This is a genomic window from Chitinophaga rhizophila (genome assembly GCF_019492185.1).
GTDB lineage: Bacteria > Bacteroidota > Bacteroidia > Chitinophagales > Chitinophagaceae > Chitinophaga > Chitinophaga rhizophila.
Genome location: NZ_JAICCF010000004.1, coordinates 923,508 through 940,210 on the forward strand (window position 1 = coordinate 923,508; position 16,703 = coordinate 940,210).

Below are 16,703 nucleotides of genomic sequence, written 5' to 3' on the forward strand. Positions count from 1 at the left end.
AGAAAGGCGTTAATTATTTTTTGTACTGGTACTCGATGGTCTTCAGAATGTTGTTGAACTCCCTGACCAGCTTGAACCTGTTGAAAAGATCGTATTCGTAGCGCATCAGGTTACCAGCATCATCTGCGGTCGCAGTAACGCCGATACCAGGAACGACCGAGCGGATACCCATGCGGGAACCGAATGGACACAAGCGCAACTCATCAATCCAACCAGTACCGGAAAGCGTGAGGCTGGCGATGCCAGTTACTTTATGTTCGTAATACGTCCATTGTCCAAAGCTCTGGCCTTTGAGCGGGTAGCCGCTTTGGGTGCCATTGAGGGTGTAAGGATTGCTATTCTTGGTCCAATAGGATATCCGGTAGACCTGTGAGGCACTGAGTGCCGGGAAGGTGATGTTACCGCTGGTCTGGCCCAAGTGGTAAGCCCTTTCGCCAGTAGGCGCGCTGGCATCTGCGGTGGTGGCACCGGTATAACTGAAATTGCCTTTGCTGCCCGTTTCAAAGGATGTGTAAGCCATCTCTGAAAGGTTGGCGTTGACAGCGATAGCCACGATCTCATCGTCTGCATGATCCCAAAGCTGGGCAGTCGGCCCGGCCTTCTTTTCGGTATACTGGGTCAATGCCCCAGTGGTACTGTAATTGTTGTATACCGTCTGATCCTGGTAACGGCTGTCGCTGATTAGGTTACCACCGGCTATAGCAGAAGCCGTAAAATTGGTAACCGGTCGGTCGATCGCCAGACGCTTCTCCGCATTTTTTACGATGTCTTTATTGCCGTTGACCAGTTTATACGTCGTTAGATCGGCCCCAGTGTACTTCTTCAGGGTAGTGCCTTTGTCTACACGGTATGCTGCCGTTTCGATGACCTCCGTTTGCATGTTGCGGGACAACATGCTGTCCAATGCAGCATTGCCGGTACTACTGCCAGACAGATAATCTGCCGCATACTTTTTAGTCTGAAACAGGGTATCACCCTCGCTGCTGATCTGGTAAGTCCGGGTAACCTGCATGTGTTTCTGATTGTTGTATTCGTAGGCCTCCACGGTACGATAGTACCTATTGGCATCGCCATCGTCATAGCTCAGGTTTACTTTACTGGTCAGCAGGTTATCACCGGAAAGGATGGAGTAGTACGCAACTCTGTAGGAATTAACATCATGATTGAGCAGCAGACTGCCCTGCAGAATGGGTCCACCATCATCTATCGCTCCTTCGTTGGTCACCGTCTTGGTAGCGACTATACCGGCATTTTGGTAGATTTTCTCATCAAATGCCTGATAGTACAATTGCTCCGCTTCTTTCAACACATAGCTGTTGCCTACGCGTTTATAGATCGTTTTGCTGAGTGGTTTGCCTCGTTTGAAAAAGTAGCTGGTCTTTACTGGTTTGGCGTAAGATGCCGCAACCAACGGATCTGCGATATCATCAAATACCACTACGGTCTTGCCAGAAGCGCCTAAGCTGTCGATGTATTCCGTGACCTCGGTGTAGACGACTATAGCGCCGTCCCAACCCACAATATCGGTACTTGGATTGGCTGTGATGGTACGGGATGTTTTCGTAGCGATAACCGGAAAGTCAAACGAAGTCGGCTGAAAATATCGATGGTTGCGGTAGGCGATGAAATAGGAATTGTTCAGTTGAAAGTTTTTGGTGCCAGCGCCATTTTCGTTCTTACCGTATTTGTAAAAGCGGGTCAGGCGCGTATTGCCAATGGGGTCATAGGCCTTGATGCTTTTGATCCTCAAGCCACCCGCGAGTTTCATTGCCCCATTTTCCAGGTAACGATTGGATTCGTATTCGTAATCGTTATACCCGCCTGTAGGCAGATACAGCCGTTTCAACACAGATGCCTGGGCTTTTACTGAATCCACTTCTCTGCCGACCGGATTGTCACTGCCCACGGTGATCTGGCTGCCACTTCCGCCTACGCCGGGCTGGTAATTTAAGAGCATTTGCGGGATTAGGCTGCTGTTGCTCCTCCCATTGAAATATCCCCACAGGTCTTTACTCTTTTCATTGCGTGCAGGCAGCATCTGTGGGTCGTACTGCATTTTATAGCTATACACCCTTTGCTCGTTTTTATCTCTGACCTGCACAGAGTCCAGTCTTAACCTTCGCGATGAAGAATCGTTACCTTTCATGAAGTAACTCTGATAGAGCTGGTAACTCTCCTGCAATTGATAAGCGCCCGTGCCGGGATTCCTGTTGTAAAATTTGATACTGGACAGCGATTTGGCGCTGTGCGTTCCACCAGGCCTAAAGTCTCTACGGCCAGCTGAAGATGGGCTGATGACCATCTTGCCATTTTTGAACAAAACCTCGCTCAATAAATATTCGGTAGTGACAGAGGAATGCCCGCTGCTGGTAAAAGATTTCTGCGGATTTGCTGAGTAAGGATTGCGGCTAGGTTCACCTGGTGTCATGATCACCCCTTTATTGTCCACATTGTCGTCAATGACCCATGTTTCTGCTATATCTTCCTGGGCTATGGAACTCTGCATCGTATAGTTAAAATAGATGGTGTCGCGCTTATCTGGCGAGATCATTTTTTCCAAAATCCAGGCTGTCGTATTCTCGAAGCTGACCCCACCATTGCTACCACTGCTTACCTCCCGATAGTTGTCGCCAAAGATGCAGGTGACGCCTTCGGCATTGACAATGCTGAACCATAATTTGTTGGTAAGCGGATCGAAATATTTATTGATCCTGACCGGAGCAAAAGGGATGGTCGCAGGCTGCATGTTGTTGCTGCGGTCAAAGAAAAACCGACCCGATTGGCCTGGAACTTCATAACTGAAGATATCTGGTTCGGCATCGAAAGTGCCTTTAGCAATATCATCAATCAACAACAGTTGCGAATCGACAGCCGAGTTTAGACTAGGTGGCAGGAATTGACGCAGGTAACCCGTACTGGTTTCATCGGCACGGTTGCCCACGATGGCACGGGTTATCTTATAAGTACATTTAAAATCCCAGCCCATGCCTACCCAACCAGGCACTTCGTTCAGCTTATTGCCCCCGGCATGATAGCTGAAGCTAAGGGGCATTTCCAAGTCACCGGATTTGATGGTTTTGACAGGGATACTAATATCTGGCACACCGGTATGATAGGCCACTTCAAAGGTGGTAAACTTTTGGAATTGGGTGGTGTTTGGCCCGGCGCTGATGGTTTTAGGTAGCAGGCTATTGTTGGTTTGCGTGTAGCTTTGCCGGGCAAAGATGCCCAGCATTCCCGCCAGCCAATATTGAAGCATTTTCATCGTAACATGTTTTGGGGTTTAACATTAAGGACGTGCTGCCTTCAGTTCCGCCACGGCTTTCTTCAGCACTTCTATCTCCGCGTTCAATTGCAGGATGTACAGGGCCTGTTCCTCCAGCGTTTTAACCAGGGCTTTTTGCGTTTCACCCAGGTTGATGCCACTGGCTGCTACTTCTGAAGCGGCGGGAATGTGCGGCAGGTGACGCTCCTTCTGAATATAGGCCTGTAGTTCAGCTAATGATGGCAATTGATAGTCGCTGCCAAATACATAATCCGGCCAATTGCCAAAGAGCTTCACAACAGCCTTGGTAAAAACCGCATCACCATTTACCGCTAGTTTATAACCCTTGGTGTCGGATGTGCCGATGCCCACATTACCGCCTAGAAAGCCATTGCCGGTGATGCGCAGGTTTCCAGGTTGATCAGCAGCCTGCTGATTCAATATGGTAGCCTCGCTGTAGTCACTCATATCGTAAGAAGAACAGGTAGCCAGCTGCCAGATGAGCGGATTCTCTGCTGTAGCTGCCGTGCCGCTCACGTAGATGTAGCCACCATTGGAAAAAGTTCCGCTAGATCCACAAGCAATTTCAACGGCGTAGTCTTCCCATCTACCCGTACCCTCATTATTGGTGAGCCAGACCCGGTTACCGCCGGTACCTACGGAGTTGGAGCCATGTTGGAAGGAATAACCAATGGGCAGCTTCGCCCGAAATACCTGTACAAAAGTTTTGTTGGACGCAAATGCGATGGGTTGCTGAAAGCCGCCTAAGCCGGGTGAGGCAGCACCCGTATGACTGACCTCTATGCAATAGCCAGAGCCGTTGGGCAGGTTGGCTTGCGTAATGCGCGAATGCGTTACCGCGCCATTGGCACTGTTGTTATAAACGGTGATGTTGTTGGTCCCTGTTTCAAATTGCTCATCAATGTGCAGTTTTCTACCCGTGCGGTATCCAGGTAAGGTCGTATTGTAACCACCACGTTCAATGGTCGTGTAACCCGGAATAAACCTGAGGCTTTTGCCTACCGAGATGTAATTGGCATTGAAGGTGCCATTCACATCGAGATTGAAGGTTGGTGTGCTGGTGTTGATACCCACGTTTCCAGAGGCAGGGAATGTGTTTTGGCCATAGGAAAGACCTGCACTCAGTGTGAGTGCTGTAAGCATTACTCTCGTTTTCATTGTATTGTTTATTTGTTGATGGGGATGTTATTTGGTGTAGCCGAAGCGAATGATGATGGGGTTTTGAACGGGCTGCTGCTGTTTGGCCATGAAGTCGTACAGGAGCTGCACATTGCCTTTCAGCTTGGCGTTGATCTTGTACTTCTTGCTTAAACCTAACAAGATGCTGGGCTTCCAGCGGTTCCAGCTCTTTAACTCCTCAGCATTGCGGATGGTGCTGATGTAATTGGCTTCAGCACCTCCATTGATGAAGAATGAACCTTTCAGCTTCATGTCTATAAAACTACGAATGCCAACCGACTGGTGCGAAAAGCGGATATGTTCCCAACCTGTTCCCATGCCGAAGGTATAGGCCAGGCCAAGGCCGGCACTGCTCTTGGGATTGAATTTATAGGCCGCTTGTAGGGCGACTTCAGTATTGGAAGGAAAATGTTGGGAGGTCTTGCGGAACTGCAAGTTGCCACCCAGTTCCAGGCGACGAAGGAATGTTTTCCGTTTCATCGGATTTGGCTTAAAATCTGGCATATCCGCACTGCTGTTCAGATCAGGGAGCTTGTTCTTATACTGGTCAAATTGTTGCTTCGCCTGATCCATCAGCTGCGACACCGCCTGCTTGGCCTGCGGGCTGTTGCCCATTTGCCGCCTGATGGTTTCTTCTACCGCGCTGCGCGTCTGCAAACCATCGATCTGTGCTTCGCCATTACTGTCCCGCATGCTAAATAAGCTGGCCAACTGTGAATGCCGTTGCAGAAATTGCTGGTAGGGCTTTGATTTTGAAAGGATCTCCAATGCTTTTCGTTCAGCTTTCTTTTTGTCACCGATCAGTGATTTGTACTCATTGAACTGCTGCGTGTAATAATACACCTCTTTATTCAATGGTTTCAGGTCGTCTGAAAGGCCTGCAAACTGCGATAACTGAGCTTTTAGAACCTCTTTCTGCTCGCTGATATAGCGCTCGATCTGTGTGGCATCCTGGATGGATTGTTGTAGGGAATGCACACTTCCGATGGCAGCTTGAAGCTGCTTTCCGCCCTGCGTCAGCAAGGCTTTGTTTTCTTCAAGAAACTTCAGCGAACTGCTGATGGTGTCTAGCGAAGGGATGAAGGGCTTCAGCCCAGCTGGCAGTTGAAGTTTACGCATCTTCAATGCTTGCTTGAGTGCCGTGAGGCTATCCAGATTGCTACGAAAAATGCGCTCTGCCTGCGCGGGATTGATACGCTGGACCTTTCGGTACAGTTGCTCTTGTTGCTTCAGTAATACAGACAGCGTTTTTTCTGTACTGCCATTGATACACGCAGATACTTTCGCAGACTTCTGTTCAATGCTGCTTAGGTACTTACGAGGTAATGGGGATAACAGGCTATCATTGGCACCGGGCGATAGTTTGCCCTGTGCGCTGACTGCAAAGGCAGGCACAATGCATAGCCAGATGAAGTAAAATTGCTTCATTTGCTATAGATTGAAATATGTTAGGAATTGATCGATTGACCTATATGAATCGACTAGGGAGACAGGTGGGGTGTTTTGCTTTCAGGTATTGAGATTTAATTGTTAAAACTGTAAGTCAGGCAGTTCTTACGCGATGAAGGTAATACAGCTTTTTGAAAAAGGGGTTAATGCGATGTTAATGAAATTAAATTTTTATTTTGATTGTTGCTGCAACTGATTTTGAGAATATACAAAAAGTAAAGAATCAAAATTTCCATCTTGTTAACCTCGTATTAACGGTTTTGTATTTTCAAATTGGGCTAACTTCGGCGCAAATTCTCAGCACAGCCAGCCTGGGAATTAGAGATTAAATTTTCGTATATGGGACAACGTTTTACCCTCATGTGGTGATGCCGCATGTAAGTTGAATTTTTTATATCTGGTCTGCTAAAGAAAGCTGAGGTTTTTTATTGCTAAAGACAAATTTGTGGGGCTTTTACGGGTTTACTTCGGCCTGTAGAATCGCTATACCCATAACCTTAAATGATGATGAAAGAACTTCCTGTAGTACAGAAAGGCGCATTGGTATGCTGCTGCCTGCTGTACACATTGTTTATCTTTTGCTATCCAATAGCCTCATATGGTTCGTTGGAGAGGCGTAGCTTATTTGCGCTATTGCTGTTTTGCGACCTCGTCGTCGGCTTGTTTACCTGGTGGCAGTTGCACTATGTAGGACTACGTGTTCACAAAGTCCAGTTTATTTCAATGGTCTTTATCATTGTTGCCCTTTGTATGCCTGTTGTCCTTCCGGCGATCTGCAACCCGGATAATGAGACGCTCATCGCTGCATTTTGCGCTATGATAGGGGCATATGTGTTCAATTTCTATCTAGGTGGGGGCCTGAGGGACTTCTTCTGGTTTATTCACATCATTGCTTTGGCGCAGATAGTATTCGGATATGTTCAATTGATCACAGATTTGCGAAGCGATAAACTGGAGGTGGTGGTGAGCGGTTTTTGGGATAGCACAGACGAATTTATCGGATATCTCTTAGTCACTTATCCAATATTTCTTTCTTCCTTATGTATAGAAAGGACGTTTAGGTTTAAGAATAGGCAGCAGTTGGTTGAACATAGTGCAAAGCTGCTGATCATCCTTATATCGGTGAGTCTATTGATTGGTGTTTTGCTGTACATGATTGCCACCAAAACCCAGGTACTGCTTTTTCTGTTACAATTGGTATTCTTCATTCATTTGTTTTTAGTCAGAAGAATAATGAAGCTATCGAGGAAAGTAATACGCAAGGAAGCAAAAATCAGCAGGTTTGTTTTTGGAGGGCTGCTGACTATCGCAGGCGCGTTGATCATCCATTCGGGCGGACCAAAAGTGGAGAACGAGATTGTCATGCAAGGCATCATTGAAAAGCCCTATTTTGGTTATGGTATTGGTACGTTCCCAATTCATTATCCTGACTGGGAGGCTGCATTTTGTAACGAGAACGGTGAAGTAGCTTCAGTAAACAAACGACATCCTCAATTGATCGGTAATGAGTATGTAATGATAATCGCGGAGATAGGGACTGTGGGCATGTTTATGTTGATGTTTGGCCTGATTCTCGTTTTGCAGCAGGTGAAAAATTATTGGCGGATCGAGTTTGTGGTGATGATGAAAACAACTTTGATCAGTGGTTTGATTGCTGCCTCTCAAACGCACTTATTTCATATGCCAGCGACACTGATGATATTTTTTTCTATCATTTTCATGTTCGTGTACGATGGAAGACAGACAAATTCACTTGATTTGAAAGCAGCTTTTCAGAAGATCTTCACGCGATTTTACTTTTGACTAGGGAAAGGTGGAATACCTGGCAGGCAGCCGGGGAGTTCTGCCGGGGAGCGCAAAAGGCGCTCCCTATTTTAGGAAGACCAATGCTCAATAATCTTGATTAACTTTTTATACTACGCTAAATAGCAAGCTGCGAATTGTGGCTAATTGTCAGGGACGGCCCAAAAGGTAAGATGCATACAGGGCCGGGACAGAGGACCATACTTAAATGATATGGGGAACGTGAGGGAATGCGTTCCCCCCTCTGTCTCATTTGGAGAAATCGATACCTAAAATAATATAACAATATGAACAAGTTAGCTATTGACCATTTTAAGAAAAAAAAGCCAAGCCCTGCACAAATGGAATATGCCTACCAGATTCTTGGTATTTTGCTAGCCAAAAAATCTGGATTCAGGGTGGATAGACGTTATACTGTGAAAGAATTGGCAACAACAATCCGTGTGGTTTACGCCATCAATGTACAATATGATGAAGCTATAGGGACTTGCTATGTGGGGGATTTTGCGTTGAATTTGAAACTCAATTTGTTGAACCAATTGGTGAATCTGTCTGACAAAGGCCCTTTCCTATTCAGTTATTGCAACAGTAAAGGAATAGTACGGGTGTTGAAAAAGGTGGCCATGTAAGCATAGGCATGGCTTGTAAAAGACGCCGTTAAACGTGTCACGGCGCAAATGCACTAGCCGATCAAAGGAACGCGTCTGCGTTCCTTTTTGATTTGATGGTACCAGAAACAAAGCAATTTTTGAAGCATCCGCAGGACATGTTTTTGTCGCGCTTCAAGCGTTCGGCTGGGTAGTTCTTGATATACGCTTTGGTAAACAGTATCAAAATGCTTAGGACTGCGGTATCCTAATTCCTCTTGTAAGTCCTGGATGCTCTGGCCATTCAGTATTTTCTTCCTGGCGTAGCTCATGGTGACACGAAGTTTCAGCTGATAGATGGAGATGCCGTAGACTTTTGTGAAATAGAAGTTTAAAGCGTTTTTAGGGATACCATGAATTTGAGCCATAGCTTGTACAGATTGGCCAGGTTGAAGATTGCTGCAAATGTCTGCATGAACGCGTTCTACAATCTCTTGGTAACGTTTAGAGAACTGCATAACAGTTATAAATTTACAGGGCTTATGGTTGTGTACTTCCTTTCTTCGATCTGAATCCTTAGTGAATTTGCCTGAAGGCAAACCGGTAACCAATGAATACGCTGAGGTAAAGTTGCAATGTATAGACTGACTTACTGCCGCAGTGAGGTAAAATCATTCGCAACGGTTAGGGGAAAACTGATCAATAACCTACCATCTTTTTGACATTAAAATAATTTGTAATTACATTTGGTAGACAAGTATCCCTGTTGCCGTAACTAACTATCTATGAAAAAAACTGATGGGATCAATGCAATCTCTTTCTGACAGTGAATTGGCACAACGGATTTCCGAAGGATATGATACCGCTGTTGAAGCAGTTGACGTTAGATACGCAGCCCTATTGATTCAACATGCTTTTAAGATGTTGCAAGATGAACATGCTGCAGAAGATGTGGTACACGACATCTTTTCCAATCTCCTGGCAGGTGGAAGTCAGCTGGAAATAAAAGGCGCACTGGATGCCTATCTTTATTGTGCTGCGCGAAATGGGGTGCTGATGTCATTTCGGAAAAGCAAAAACCAACAGAAATATATGGTTACCGCATCCCTTGAGAAAAGCATTTGTACAGCAGCGCTTGCATCGGTTAATAGGCGCTCTATCTTGGCTCTGGCTTTGGCCGCTGCTTCTAAAAACAGTTTGTGTAAAACCGGTTTTAACACTTAATCCGCAGGATTTACCCGATAAGCTTCAACTGCAAATTGACTATGGCTTATTGTGAAATAACCTGTGTAATTTATATGATCTGCTTTGGTCTAATCATTCTTTAAGGAATGAAATCAATCACCGGATGTGACCAAAAAGTCCAATCTTTTCTGTTTGCTTTTGCCTATAATTTTTCGCAGATTTGCATCAAAATTAGTTTAGTGTTACTTTAATAAAGTGGGTGCCGACATCATGGCATCCACTTTTTTGTATGGTTATTTCTGACCGTTTTGCTTTTTGCCTGCAACGTTTTTAGTCATTCATTTTCAAAGGTTATCTAAACCTTTTGACCTATCCCTATGAAAACTGAAAACCCCTATCTGTTTGAAAGACTCGATTATTTGATTACGTTTGAACTGAACCCTGGCGTTTCGGTATATGATCCGATTACCGATGATAAAGCTGAAGCTACCACCGAGCTATTTAAAACAGAGGTGCTACGGGCGGAGCGTGAGTTTAGAAAGCAATTTTTTAGTGAAACCAACATGGATGCTGTGGCCTCAATGGTGTCAAAACACTATGATGCAGTGGTGTTGATGATGCATAAAGTGTATGACTATTTGTATCCGTTGGGCGATGGCCAACAGCAATTGCTAAGTTGTTGCGCATGGCCCACGTGCTGCTCCGGGAATTACGGAGCTTTATGGATACCAATTTTTCCAGATTTATTACGGCTGATCAGCTAATGCCCATTACTGAGCTAAATTTGCTGTAAAAGTTGCAGGATGATGCGAATACGGATGCGGCTTGTGAGGTAGTGAAGGAGACTCTGGATGAGTTTTGTGCGCGGGTAGAACGCCAGGAGCCTTTACGCATTAAGGACGCGGATTACTGCCGCATGATTGTGGCAGATATCGAGCAATACCGTGGCCAGGACTCGGCACTGTCTGCGTGTCCATCGCTACATGAGCTGTTGTTGTTCTGGAATGAAATAAGGATTTGAGCGCTAACAGTGTGCGCATCAAAAGCTATCAGGCTGAGGATAGGGATAAAGAAATATTGATTGATGCCCTGATGGGGATCATTGATAAACTCAAGGAATATTAGCGGGCTTAATTGAGTCCGTGCTGCTGCCTAAATTTCGCTACTCTAGCTTCTGCGCTGATAGTCGGGTCCGAATTGAACATTTGGTAGGTGATTTCGCCATTTGGGCCTATGCAGGGGCTGGCTTCGATGTCTCTCTGGATGTTGAGCACTTCGTGTTTGTTAATAAATCCTGGCTTTAGGGGTAAAAGGATGTGCGGCCTGATGATGATGGGTATGTTTGATCTCATGGTTGCTTCCTTCGTGCTGGCTTCAAGTACCGTAAGGGCTATTTCGGATAGTTTGGCCTCTTTTTTTAAAATGGTGGGTTGCGCCGTGATCAGTAGCTTTACGGCTTTTTGGAATGGGATAGAATTTTTTGCTTCATTAGTGATGAGATGATAAATGTGCCGAAACTGGTTTTTGGCTGTCTGTAGGTCGGTGTAGGTAATGATATCGAAGTTTGGCTCAATGATGAGGTATTCCTTTCCGTTGATAGTGGCTGCAATGAGGTAAAGCATGAGCGTTGGGATTTGAGTGTAAAATACTCCATTATGATGAAATACCCAACTATAGTTGGGTGGCAGTATCCGGGAGATTGTATTTTTTCGCCTTCGTATGGCGGAAATTTCAGCAATAGACAGATATGTTATTGATCGGGTGAGGGAACGCCGTATGGAATTGAATATTAGCCAGGCTGAGTTGTCTTTTAGGCTCGGCAAATCTGACAAGTATATTTCACGCTTTGAGTCTTACTCTAGCGGTAAGCATTATAACATTGAAATCCTGAATGAGATTGCAAAAGTGTTGGATTGTTCTCCACGGGATTTCTGGCCGGAAAAGGCCTTGTAATTTTGCCGACTACTGTTAACCTATCTACTATCAGTTAATGTGTTTATCATCAATCTTTTAAGATGTAATTTCGTCTGACTATCTGCTAGGAGGCTTCTGCATTCGCGGATCAAAAAGACTATTTAGACTGATTGGTCGGTCGTTAACCAATGGCGGCAAGTCGGGCCATGTCCAGGCGGCGTCTTTGTTTTGACCATCTGGCCGTGCCTTTTTACCAGTAAGGGGATGCACGGTGTAGTATATTCAGTTCTTCGGCTGGTAGCCGGTAGTGAATGATTTCCTTAAAATCACCCAAGGTTCCTTTAGGAGAAATCCATTGCTTGGCCATTTCCAAGCTTACAAATAGCGGCATACGGTGCTTATTGTCGCCATGGTTGTGGATGTGACAAATGGTTTCGTTGGCTTCGCTGGTGATCATCGCGAAGCCTGATGCTCTGCGTTTCTCTCTATTGGGCAATAGCTTCTCATAAGTCTGATAGATGCCGGGTATAAAAAAGTATTCGTTATCTGGCTGTTTATTGGTGCCGATGCCATAAGGAACGGGGGTATCCCAGGTTTCGATATGCCGGTGTTCGTACTTTTATCATCCTTTGCGACATTAATCTTCAGAAAATGAGTGGTTAGGAACTTAGGCAGCACATGCTGGAAGATGGTGTGATAAAAGCCTTGGAAACGCCGTTCTTGTTGATAACTACGAGTGAGCGAAATGATTTTGTACAAGAGGCAACAGAACTATTTGTTCAGGGTTATTTCATTAAACACCCTAGCTATGCTAAAATGGCTGCCGATATTCAATTGATTTGTGATTATTGGGCCTTGACCTGGCATACATTGGTGTAAGTTGATCAGCTGTATTTGGCGTATTTCCCTATCTGCCCACTCCCTATCTTCCTGTATAGGTGAGATGAATGTTTTATTACACTACATAGTGCGGTGGACTTATTCTTTGGGAGAAATGCCCAAAGAGAAACGGGATTGAAATTGTAGTTACTTTGAAGGTGTGGGTATGGTTTGTACTCCTTTCTGGTCTTTTCCATTAACAGATTCTTCCCCCAAAGGCGTGTGGGTTATTGTTCTTTACAAAGCAGGTAATGGTCTTATAATGTTGTTCTAAAGGGGTGATGTATGGACAGCTGTACTGATTGATCTTATAGACAGTGGTTAGATCATGCGAAGTAACAATATCCCCAATAATTTGTTGAGAACTTGGGTTATCGCGAGTTTGGAATGAGGATGTGAAGGGATTGTCTGCCTAGACAATCCCTATATGGCCGAAATTTTTAACTTATTTAAATTTATTAGTTTTGCTATAAGATAAGGGCATTATACCGCTTCCTTCAATCTTTGTTCTAATCTATCCATCGTAATGTCTACAGCCATTTGAATGATTTTTACTAAACGTACATTAGCCGGATCATTTGACATATCTCCTAAAGCCTTCAAGCTCTGGTCATAGATATCAGGATGTAGCCTTTGAGATAGTTTTTCCATGTCCTCCATAACCTTCTCTTCATCAACAATTGAGTACCTTTCTGTTTCCTTAATAGAGGCATGCGCGAGCAGAATCTTCACAGTTTCCATTGGCACGCCATTCTTTAACGTTACAGTAGTAGCAAAGGTATGACGGGCGATATGAAATGTAAGGTTTAGTTCGATCTCACATAGTGCTCCAATTTCTTTTAGATAATCGTTGATCTTCTGGTTCGATGGGATAGGAAAAAGCTTACCGTTTTCAATACAGCTTGCGTCTTTCCAATATTTCTCGACTATCGATAAGGCCACAGGAAGCAAAGGAAGTCGTGTTGGGGCATCTGTCTTTTGCCTATCGAGCATGATCCATTTCTTCCCGTCCATTCCATCAACCAAATCCGATCGCCTTAGATTTTTGATATCAATATAGGCCAGTCCTGTATAGCAGGAGAAAACAAACCAGTCTCTGACTTTATCTAGTCTTTCGCTCTTGAAGACTTTATCCATGACCGCTTTGAGCTGAGCCTTGTTAATCGCCTTTTTCTTCCCATCTTTTCTCGTGAGTTTGAATCCTGCGAATGGATCTTTTAATAGGTAGCCCCGGGTAACAGCATTTAGTATGATTTTTTTAAAATTGGATAGAGCCTTTACAGAAGTATTTTGTGCGCACTTTGCAGTAATTCGCATGTAATTGTAAAAATCCTCTATAAAAGCATAGTTGAGTTCGCGTAATTGTATATCGTCTCTACCAAATTTTTGCTCAATGAAATTTGTGGTGTGGCTAAATGCTTGTCGGTATTTGTCTAAAGTTCCTGAGGCATATTCACCCTCTTCGACCAGCTTTTCCATCGTCTCATTGTGTGCCTTAAATAGCTCAAGCGCGCCCTTGCATTCATCAGCCTCCCCTCTCATATAGGCCAGGATGGCGGCAGCGGTAATTCTCTTGTTAGTATTGATTAGGCGATTCTTGGCCATCGTGGCCTGCACTCTCAGTGAATCAATGTACTCGTTTAGGGCTTTCGCATCAGCGCGTGGACCGACTGCCCTCCTCTTGTTCATGTCCCAACGCTCCTTGTCCCAGACCTCGTGGGTTGAAAAGGTTTCCTCCTCTCCGTCAACGGTGATACGGAGATAGAGATAGGTCCTTGGATTCTTTGCTCTTGGGTCTGTCCGTAGAAACGGATAAAATGCATAACTACTTTCAATCATGACTTCTGTCTTTAAGTGAAACAAATGTCGGATTAGAGTTCCTACAGATCAAGATGTACACATAATGAACAGGTTGATTTTCAAGTAATTACAAAGGTATCCGTGTGTAATTTTTTTGAAAATGTGTATACACATGGTTTACACTTTGAGACTTTTTGCAAATTTGAAAATTTTGAAGTTTGATAGGGAAAACAAAAAAGCTTGCACAAAGCATGTGCAAGCTTAATCTTTTTACCATATTGCGTTTTAGCGCGATTCTGGTAGTTTTTGTCAACCTAAATTTTTTCGGTTGTGATCCCGCTGGGACTCGAACCCAGGACCCATACATTAAAAGTGTATTGCTCTACCAACTGAGCTACGGAATCGTCCCTTTTGTAATCGGGATTGCAAAGGTATACAAATATTTCATCTCACAAAGTTTTTGACAACCTTTTTTCAACCATTTTTACAAAAAGTCACAATTGACAAAAAGAAACATCATATATTATTTCCTCCTATTTTTGCATCTGAAAAAAATTTCTAATGCAAAATAAGGTTGTAGTCATCACAGGGGGTACTTCTGGTATTGGTAAGGCACTAGCCATAGCTTCCCTGAAGGCGGGGGCGCAGGTGGCAGTATGTGGCAGAAAAGCTGACACGCTCTCAGCACTGGAAAAAGAACTCGCTAATGATCACTTGCATACATATATAGCTGACGTCAGCAAGGAAGATGACTGTAAACGTTTTATCGACCAGGTTGTAGCTACACTCGGAAAGATTGATATTCTTATTAACAATGCAGGAATATCAATGCGTGCGCTTTTCCGCGACGCGGATCTTACAGTATTAAAGCAGCTGATGGATATTAACTTCTGGGGTACGGTTTATTGCACAAAATACGCTTTACCGTCACTGCTGGCGAACAAAGGGACTGTAGTAGGTGTATCTTCTATAGCGGGTTACCGCGGACTTCCAGGACGTACCGGATACTCTGCCTCTAAATTTGCCATGCAAGGTTTCCTGGAAGCACTACGTACTGAGAATCTGCATACAGGCATTAACGTAATGTGGGTAAGTCCTGGTTTCACCGCATCGAACATACGTAATACCGCTCTAAATGAAGACGGACGCGCACAGGCTGAAACGCCCCTTGATGAAGGTAAATTGATGAGCGCTGAAACAGTAGCAGATGAAATACTCAAAGCAGTGGCAAAACGGAAACGCACGTTGGTGCTTACCGGACAAGGCAAATTGACAGTTATGCTCAGTAAACTTTTCCCCGGCCTGCTTGACGGCTTAGTGTACAATCATTTTAGGAAAGAACCAGGATCTCCTCTTAAGTGATTACCTGTAAGCCGTTCATCGTCAATGATTGATTACAAGCGAATTAGCATGAATGGCTTACTGTTTCTACCACTGTTAAGGTCACAATTAGATCACTTATCACACGCCCCAAAACCCCAATTACAGCCTGTTTATAGTTATTCACATCTTAACAAGTTATTGACAAATTCAGTACAGCAACATATATATTTTATATTTCTTTGCAGACAAAACGCCGCTAATAGCCCAATGGCATCCTTTTTGGGAAATTGGTATTCTTTGATAACATGTCCATAATTACACTGACATCCGACATCGGCTTGCAGGACTACCTGGTAGGCGCCATTAAAGGGCAGCTGTGGCAACACTGTCCTGGTGTCCCCGTTATGGACATCACTCATCAGATATCACCATTCAATTTACCCCAGGCTACATATATATGTAAGAGTGCCTTCACTTACTTCCCTCCACGTACCTTCCACATTGTACTGATCAATCTCTTTGATCGTAAAGCCGACCATGTACTTTTAGCTGAGCATAATGGACAATATATCGCCTGTGCTGATAATGGGCTGATTACCATGATTGCTGGAGGCTCGCCTGAGAAGGTGGTGAAACTTCAGCTTTACAAAGACCGTCCATTAGATACGTTCACTATCCTGGAAAGATTCGCGGAAGCCTACCGCGATTTACAGAACGGACGTTCACTGACGGATATCGGCGAACCAGCCAGCGAATTTGTCATCAAATATAACCTCCAGCCAATGACCGGTCAGGATTATATTGACGGTCAGATCATTCATATAGACAATTTTGAGAACGTCGTAGTGAATATCACCCGCCAGCAGTTTGAAGAAAGCCGGCAAGGCAGACCATTCTCTATCTTCTTCCGTCGGGATGAATCAATCACGCAACTCAGTGAAACATATGCTGATGTGCCTGAAGGACATAAATTAGCCCTGTTTAACGCAGCCGGCTATCTGGAAATCGCCATTAATAAAGGTAATGCAGCCGGACTCTTTGGTCTGCAGGGCTTTACCCGCGATCAGCTGATCTCCGGTTACCAGAAACTGGCCTTTTACCAGACTATCCGCATTATCTTCGGCTAAATCCAGCCGGACCGGCATCCCCTACCCTTCCCCGAACACTTATCCCTTTGTTAATCAATCCCTTTACTATTACGCTTTTCAGCTGCTGTATCTGCAAAAATTTTCTCTTATTAAAGAAAAAGTTAAAACTGTTATCGCTAATTATCATAATTTGCCACTTTTTCTATTTTT

15 protein-coding genes and 1 tRNA gene are annotated in these 16,703 nt (G+C 44.5%); 8 read left to right on the forward strand and 8 right to left on the reverse strand.

Annotation, left to right across the window (positions count from 1 at the left end; genetic code table 11):
• Positions 1-13: 13 nt before the first annotated feature.
• Genes K1Y79_RS23215 through K1Y79_RS23225 form a run of 3 tightly spaced genes read right to left on the reverse strand, consistent with a single transcriptional unit; the run spans position 14 to position 5,893 of the window.
• Positions 14-3,265: a hypothetical protein gene (locus tag K1Y79_RS23215; RefSeq protein ID WP_220252586.1), complete on the reverse strand. Its 3,252-nt coding sequence runs from the start codon at positions 3,263-3,265 to the stop codon at positions 14-16.
• Between the two features lie 24 nt (positions 3,266-3,289).
• A complete protein-coding gene (locus K1Y79_RS23220) occupies positions 3,290-4,444 on the reverse strand; it encodes a hypothetical protein (RefSeq protein WP_220252587.1) in 1,155 nt (384 codons plus the stop codon).
• 27 nt (positions 4,445-4,471) lie between these two features.
• Entirely contained in the window at positions 4,472-5,893 is a 1,422-nt protein-coding gene (locus K1Y79_RS23225; RefSeq protein WP_220252588.1) for a hypothetical protein, read from the reverse strand.
• A 525-nt stretch (positions 5,894-6,418) separates the two neighbouring features.
• On the opposite strand from K1Y79_RS23225, the gene K1Y79_RS23230 reads away from it, so the two are divergent.
• Both K1Y79_RS23230 and K1Y79_RS23235 read left to right on the forward strand, forming a co-directional pair.
• On the forward strand, positions 6,419-7,717 hold the full coding sequence (locus K1Y79_RS23230) for a hypothetical protein (RefSeq protein ID WP_220252589.1): 1,299 nt from the start codon (positions 6,419-6,421) through the stop codon (positions 7,715-7,717).
• A gap of 287 nt (positions 7,718-8,004) precedes the next feature.
• Positions 8,005-8,346 carry a hypothetical protein gene (locus tag K1Y79_RS23235; RefSeq protein ID WP_220252590.1) on the forward strand — a complete coding sequence of 114 codons (342 nt, stop codon included), beginning with the start codon at positions 8,005-8,007 and terminating at the stop codon, positions 8,344-8,346.
• 53 nt (positions 8,347-8,399) lie between these two features.
• On the opposite strand, the gene K1Y79_RS23240 is transcribed toward K1Y79_RS23235, so the two are convergent.
• A complete protein-coding gene (locus tag K1Y79_RS23240) occupies positions 8,400-8,822 on the reverse strand; it encodes a helix-turn-helix domain-containing protein (protein ID WP_220252591.1) in 423 nt (140 codons plus the stop codon).
• A 289-nt stretch (positions 8,823-9,111) separates the two neighbouring features.
• Between K1Y79_RS23240 and K1Y79_RS23245 the strand changes: the two genes are divergently transcribed.
• Both K1Y79_RS23245 and K1Y79_RS23250 read left to right on the forward strand, forming a co-directional pair.
• Positions 9,112-9,528 carry an RNA polymerase sigma factor gene (locus K1Y79_RS23245; RefSeq protein ID WP_220252592.1) on the forward strand — a complete coding sequence of 139 codons (417 nt, stop codon included), beginning with the start codon at positions 9,112-9,114 and terminating at the stop codon, positions 9,526-9,528.
• Positions 9,529-9,866: 338 nt separating this feature from the next.
• Complete coding sequence (locus tag K1Y79_RS23250; protein WP_220252593.1) at positions 9,867-10,253, forward strand: hypothetical protein; 387 nt, start codon at positions 9,867-9,869, stop codon at positions 10,251-10,253.
• A 366-nt stretch (positions 10,254-10,619) separates the two neighbouring features.
• On the opposite strand, the gene K1Y79_RS23255 is transcribed toward K1Y79_RS23250, so the two are convergent.
• Positions 10,620-11,111, reverse strand: a complete 492-nt coding sequence (locus tag K1Y79_RS23255; RefSeq protein ID WP_220252594.1) for a hypothetical protein — start codon at positions 11,109-11,111, stop codon at positions 10,620-10,622.
• Between the two features lie 97 nt (positions 11,112-11,208).
• Between K1Y79_RS23255 and K1Y79_RS23260 the strand changes: the two genes are divergently transcribed.
• Positions 11,209-11,442 (forward strand): helix-turn-helix domain-containing protein, encoded by a 234-nt coding sequence (locus tag K1Y79_RS23260; RefSeq protein ID WP_220252595.1) that lies wholly within the window; start codon positions 11,209-11,211, stop codon positions 11,440-11,442.
• 211 nt (positions 11,443-11,653) lie between these two features.
• On the opposite strand, the gene K1Y79_RS23265 is transcribed toward K1Y79_RS23260, so the two are convergent.
• Positions 11,654-12,004 (reverse strand): SOS response-associated peptidase family protein, encoded by a 351-nt coding sequence (locus K1Y79_RS23265; RefSeq protein ID WP_220252807.1) that lies wholly within the window; start codon positions 12,002-12,004, stop codon positions 11,654-11,656.
• A gap of 77 nt (positions 12,005-12,081) precedes the next feature.
• Here K1Y79_RS23265 and K1Y79_RS23270 point away from each other — a divergent pair, with 77 nt between their 5' ends.
• Positions 12,082-12,282 (forward strand): hypothetical protein, encoded by a 201-nt coding sequence (locus K1Y79_RS23270; protein ID WP_220252596.1) that lies wholly within the window; start codon positions 12,082-12,084, stop codon positions 12,280-12,282.
• A 483-nt stretch (positions 12,283-12,765) separates the two neighbouring features.
• Here K1Y79_RS23270 and K1Y79_RS23275 read toward each other — a convergent pair whose 3' ends face one another.
• A complete protein-coding gene (locus K1Y79_RS23275) occupies positions 12,766-14,121 on the reverse strand; it encodes a site-specific integrase (protein WP_220252597.1) in 1,356 nt (451 codons plus the stop codon).
• Positions 14,122-14,413: 292 nt separating this feature from the next.
• Positions 14,414-14,486 (reverse strand) — tRNA-Lys (locus K1Y79_RS23280).
• Between the two features lie 157 nt (positions 14,487-14,643).
• Here K1Y79_RS23280 and K1Y79_RS23285 point away from each other — a divergent pair.
• Positions 14,644-15,444, forward strand: coding sequence for an SDR family oxidoreductase (locus K1Y79_RS23285; RefSeq protein ID WP_220252598.1), 801 nt, complete (start codon positions 14,644-14,646; stop codon positions 15,442-15,444).
• Positions 15,445-15,710: 266 nt separating this feature from the next.
• Positions 15,711-16,532, forward strand: a complete 822-nt coding sequence (locus K1Y79_RS23290) for an SAM hydrolase/SAM-dependent halogenase family protein (RefSeq protein ID WP_220252599.1) — start codon at positions 15,711-15,713, stop codon at positions 16,530-16,532.
• The last annotated feature ends 171 nt before the right edge of the window (positions 16,533-16,703 follow it).

Coding starts and splice junctions, on each gene's coding strand:
- K1Y79_RS23290 (WP_220252599.1), top strand. CDS start 15,711: ATGTCCATAATTACACTGACATCCGACATCGGCTTGCAGGACTACCTG.
- K1Y79_RS23255 (WP_220252594.1), bottom strand. CDS start 11,111: ATGCTTTACCTCATTGCAGCCACTATCAACGGAAAGGAATACCTCATC.
- K1Y79_RS23275 (WP_220252597.1), bottom strand. CDS start 14,121: ATGATTGAAAGTAGTTATGCATTTTATCCGTTTCTACGGACAGACCCA.
- K1Y79_RS23215 (WP_220252586.1), bottom strand. CDS start 3,265: ATGAAAATGCTTCAATATTGGCTGGCGGGAATGCTGGGCATCTTTGCC.
- K1Y79_RS23245 (WP_220252592.1), top strand. CDS start 9,112: ATGCAATCTCTTTCTGACAGTGAATTGGCACAACGGATTTCCGAAGGA.
- K1Y79_RS23260 (WP_220252595.1), top strand. CDS start 11,209: ATGGCGGAAATTTCAGCAATAGACAGATATGTTATTGATCGGGTGAGG.
- K1Y79_RS23270 (WP_220252596.1), top strand. CDS start 12,082: ATGCTGGAAGATGGTGTGATAAAAGCCTTGGAAACGCCGTTCTTGTTG.
- K1Y79_RS23240 (WP_220252591.1), bottom strand. CDS start 8,822: ATGCAGTTCTCTAAACGTTACCAAGAGATTGTAGAACGCGTTCATGCA.
- K1Y79_RS23225 (WP_220252588.1), bottom strand. CDS start 5,893: ATGAAGCAATTTTACTTCATCTGGCTATGCATTGTGCCTGCCTTTGCA.
- K1Y79_RS23285 (WP_220252598.1), top strand. CDS start 14,644: ATGCAAAATAAGGTTGTAGTCATCACAGGGGGTACTTCTGGTATTGGT.
- K1Y79_RS23250 (WP_220252593.1), top strand. CDS start 9,867: ATGAAAACTGAAAACCCCTATCTGTTTGAAAGACTCGATTATTTGATT.
- K1Y79_RS23235 (WP_220252590.1), top strand. CDS start 8,005: ATGAACAAGTTAGCTATTGACCATTTTAAGAAAAAAAAGCCAAGCCCT.
- K1Y79_RS23220 (WP_220252587.1), bottom strand. CDS start 4,444: ATGAAAACGAGAGTAATGCTTACAGCACTCACACTGAGTGCAGGTCTT.
- K1Y79_RS23230 (WP_220252589.1), top strand. CDS start 6,419: ATGATGAAAGAACTTCCTGTAGTACAGAAAGGCGCATTGGTATGCTGC.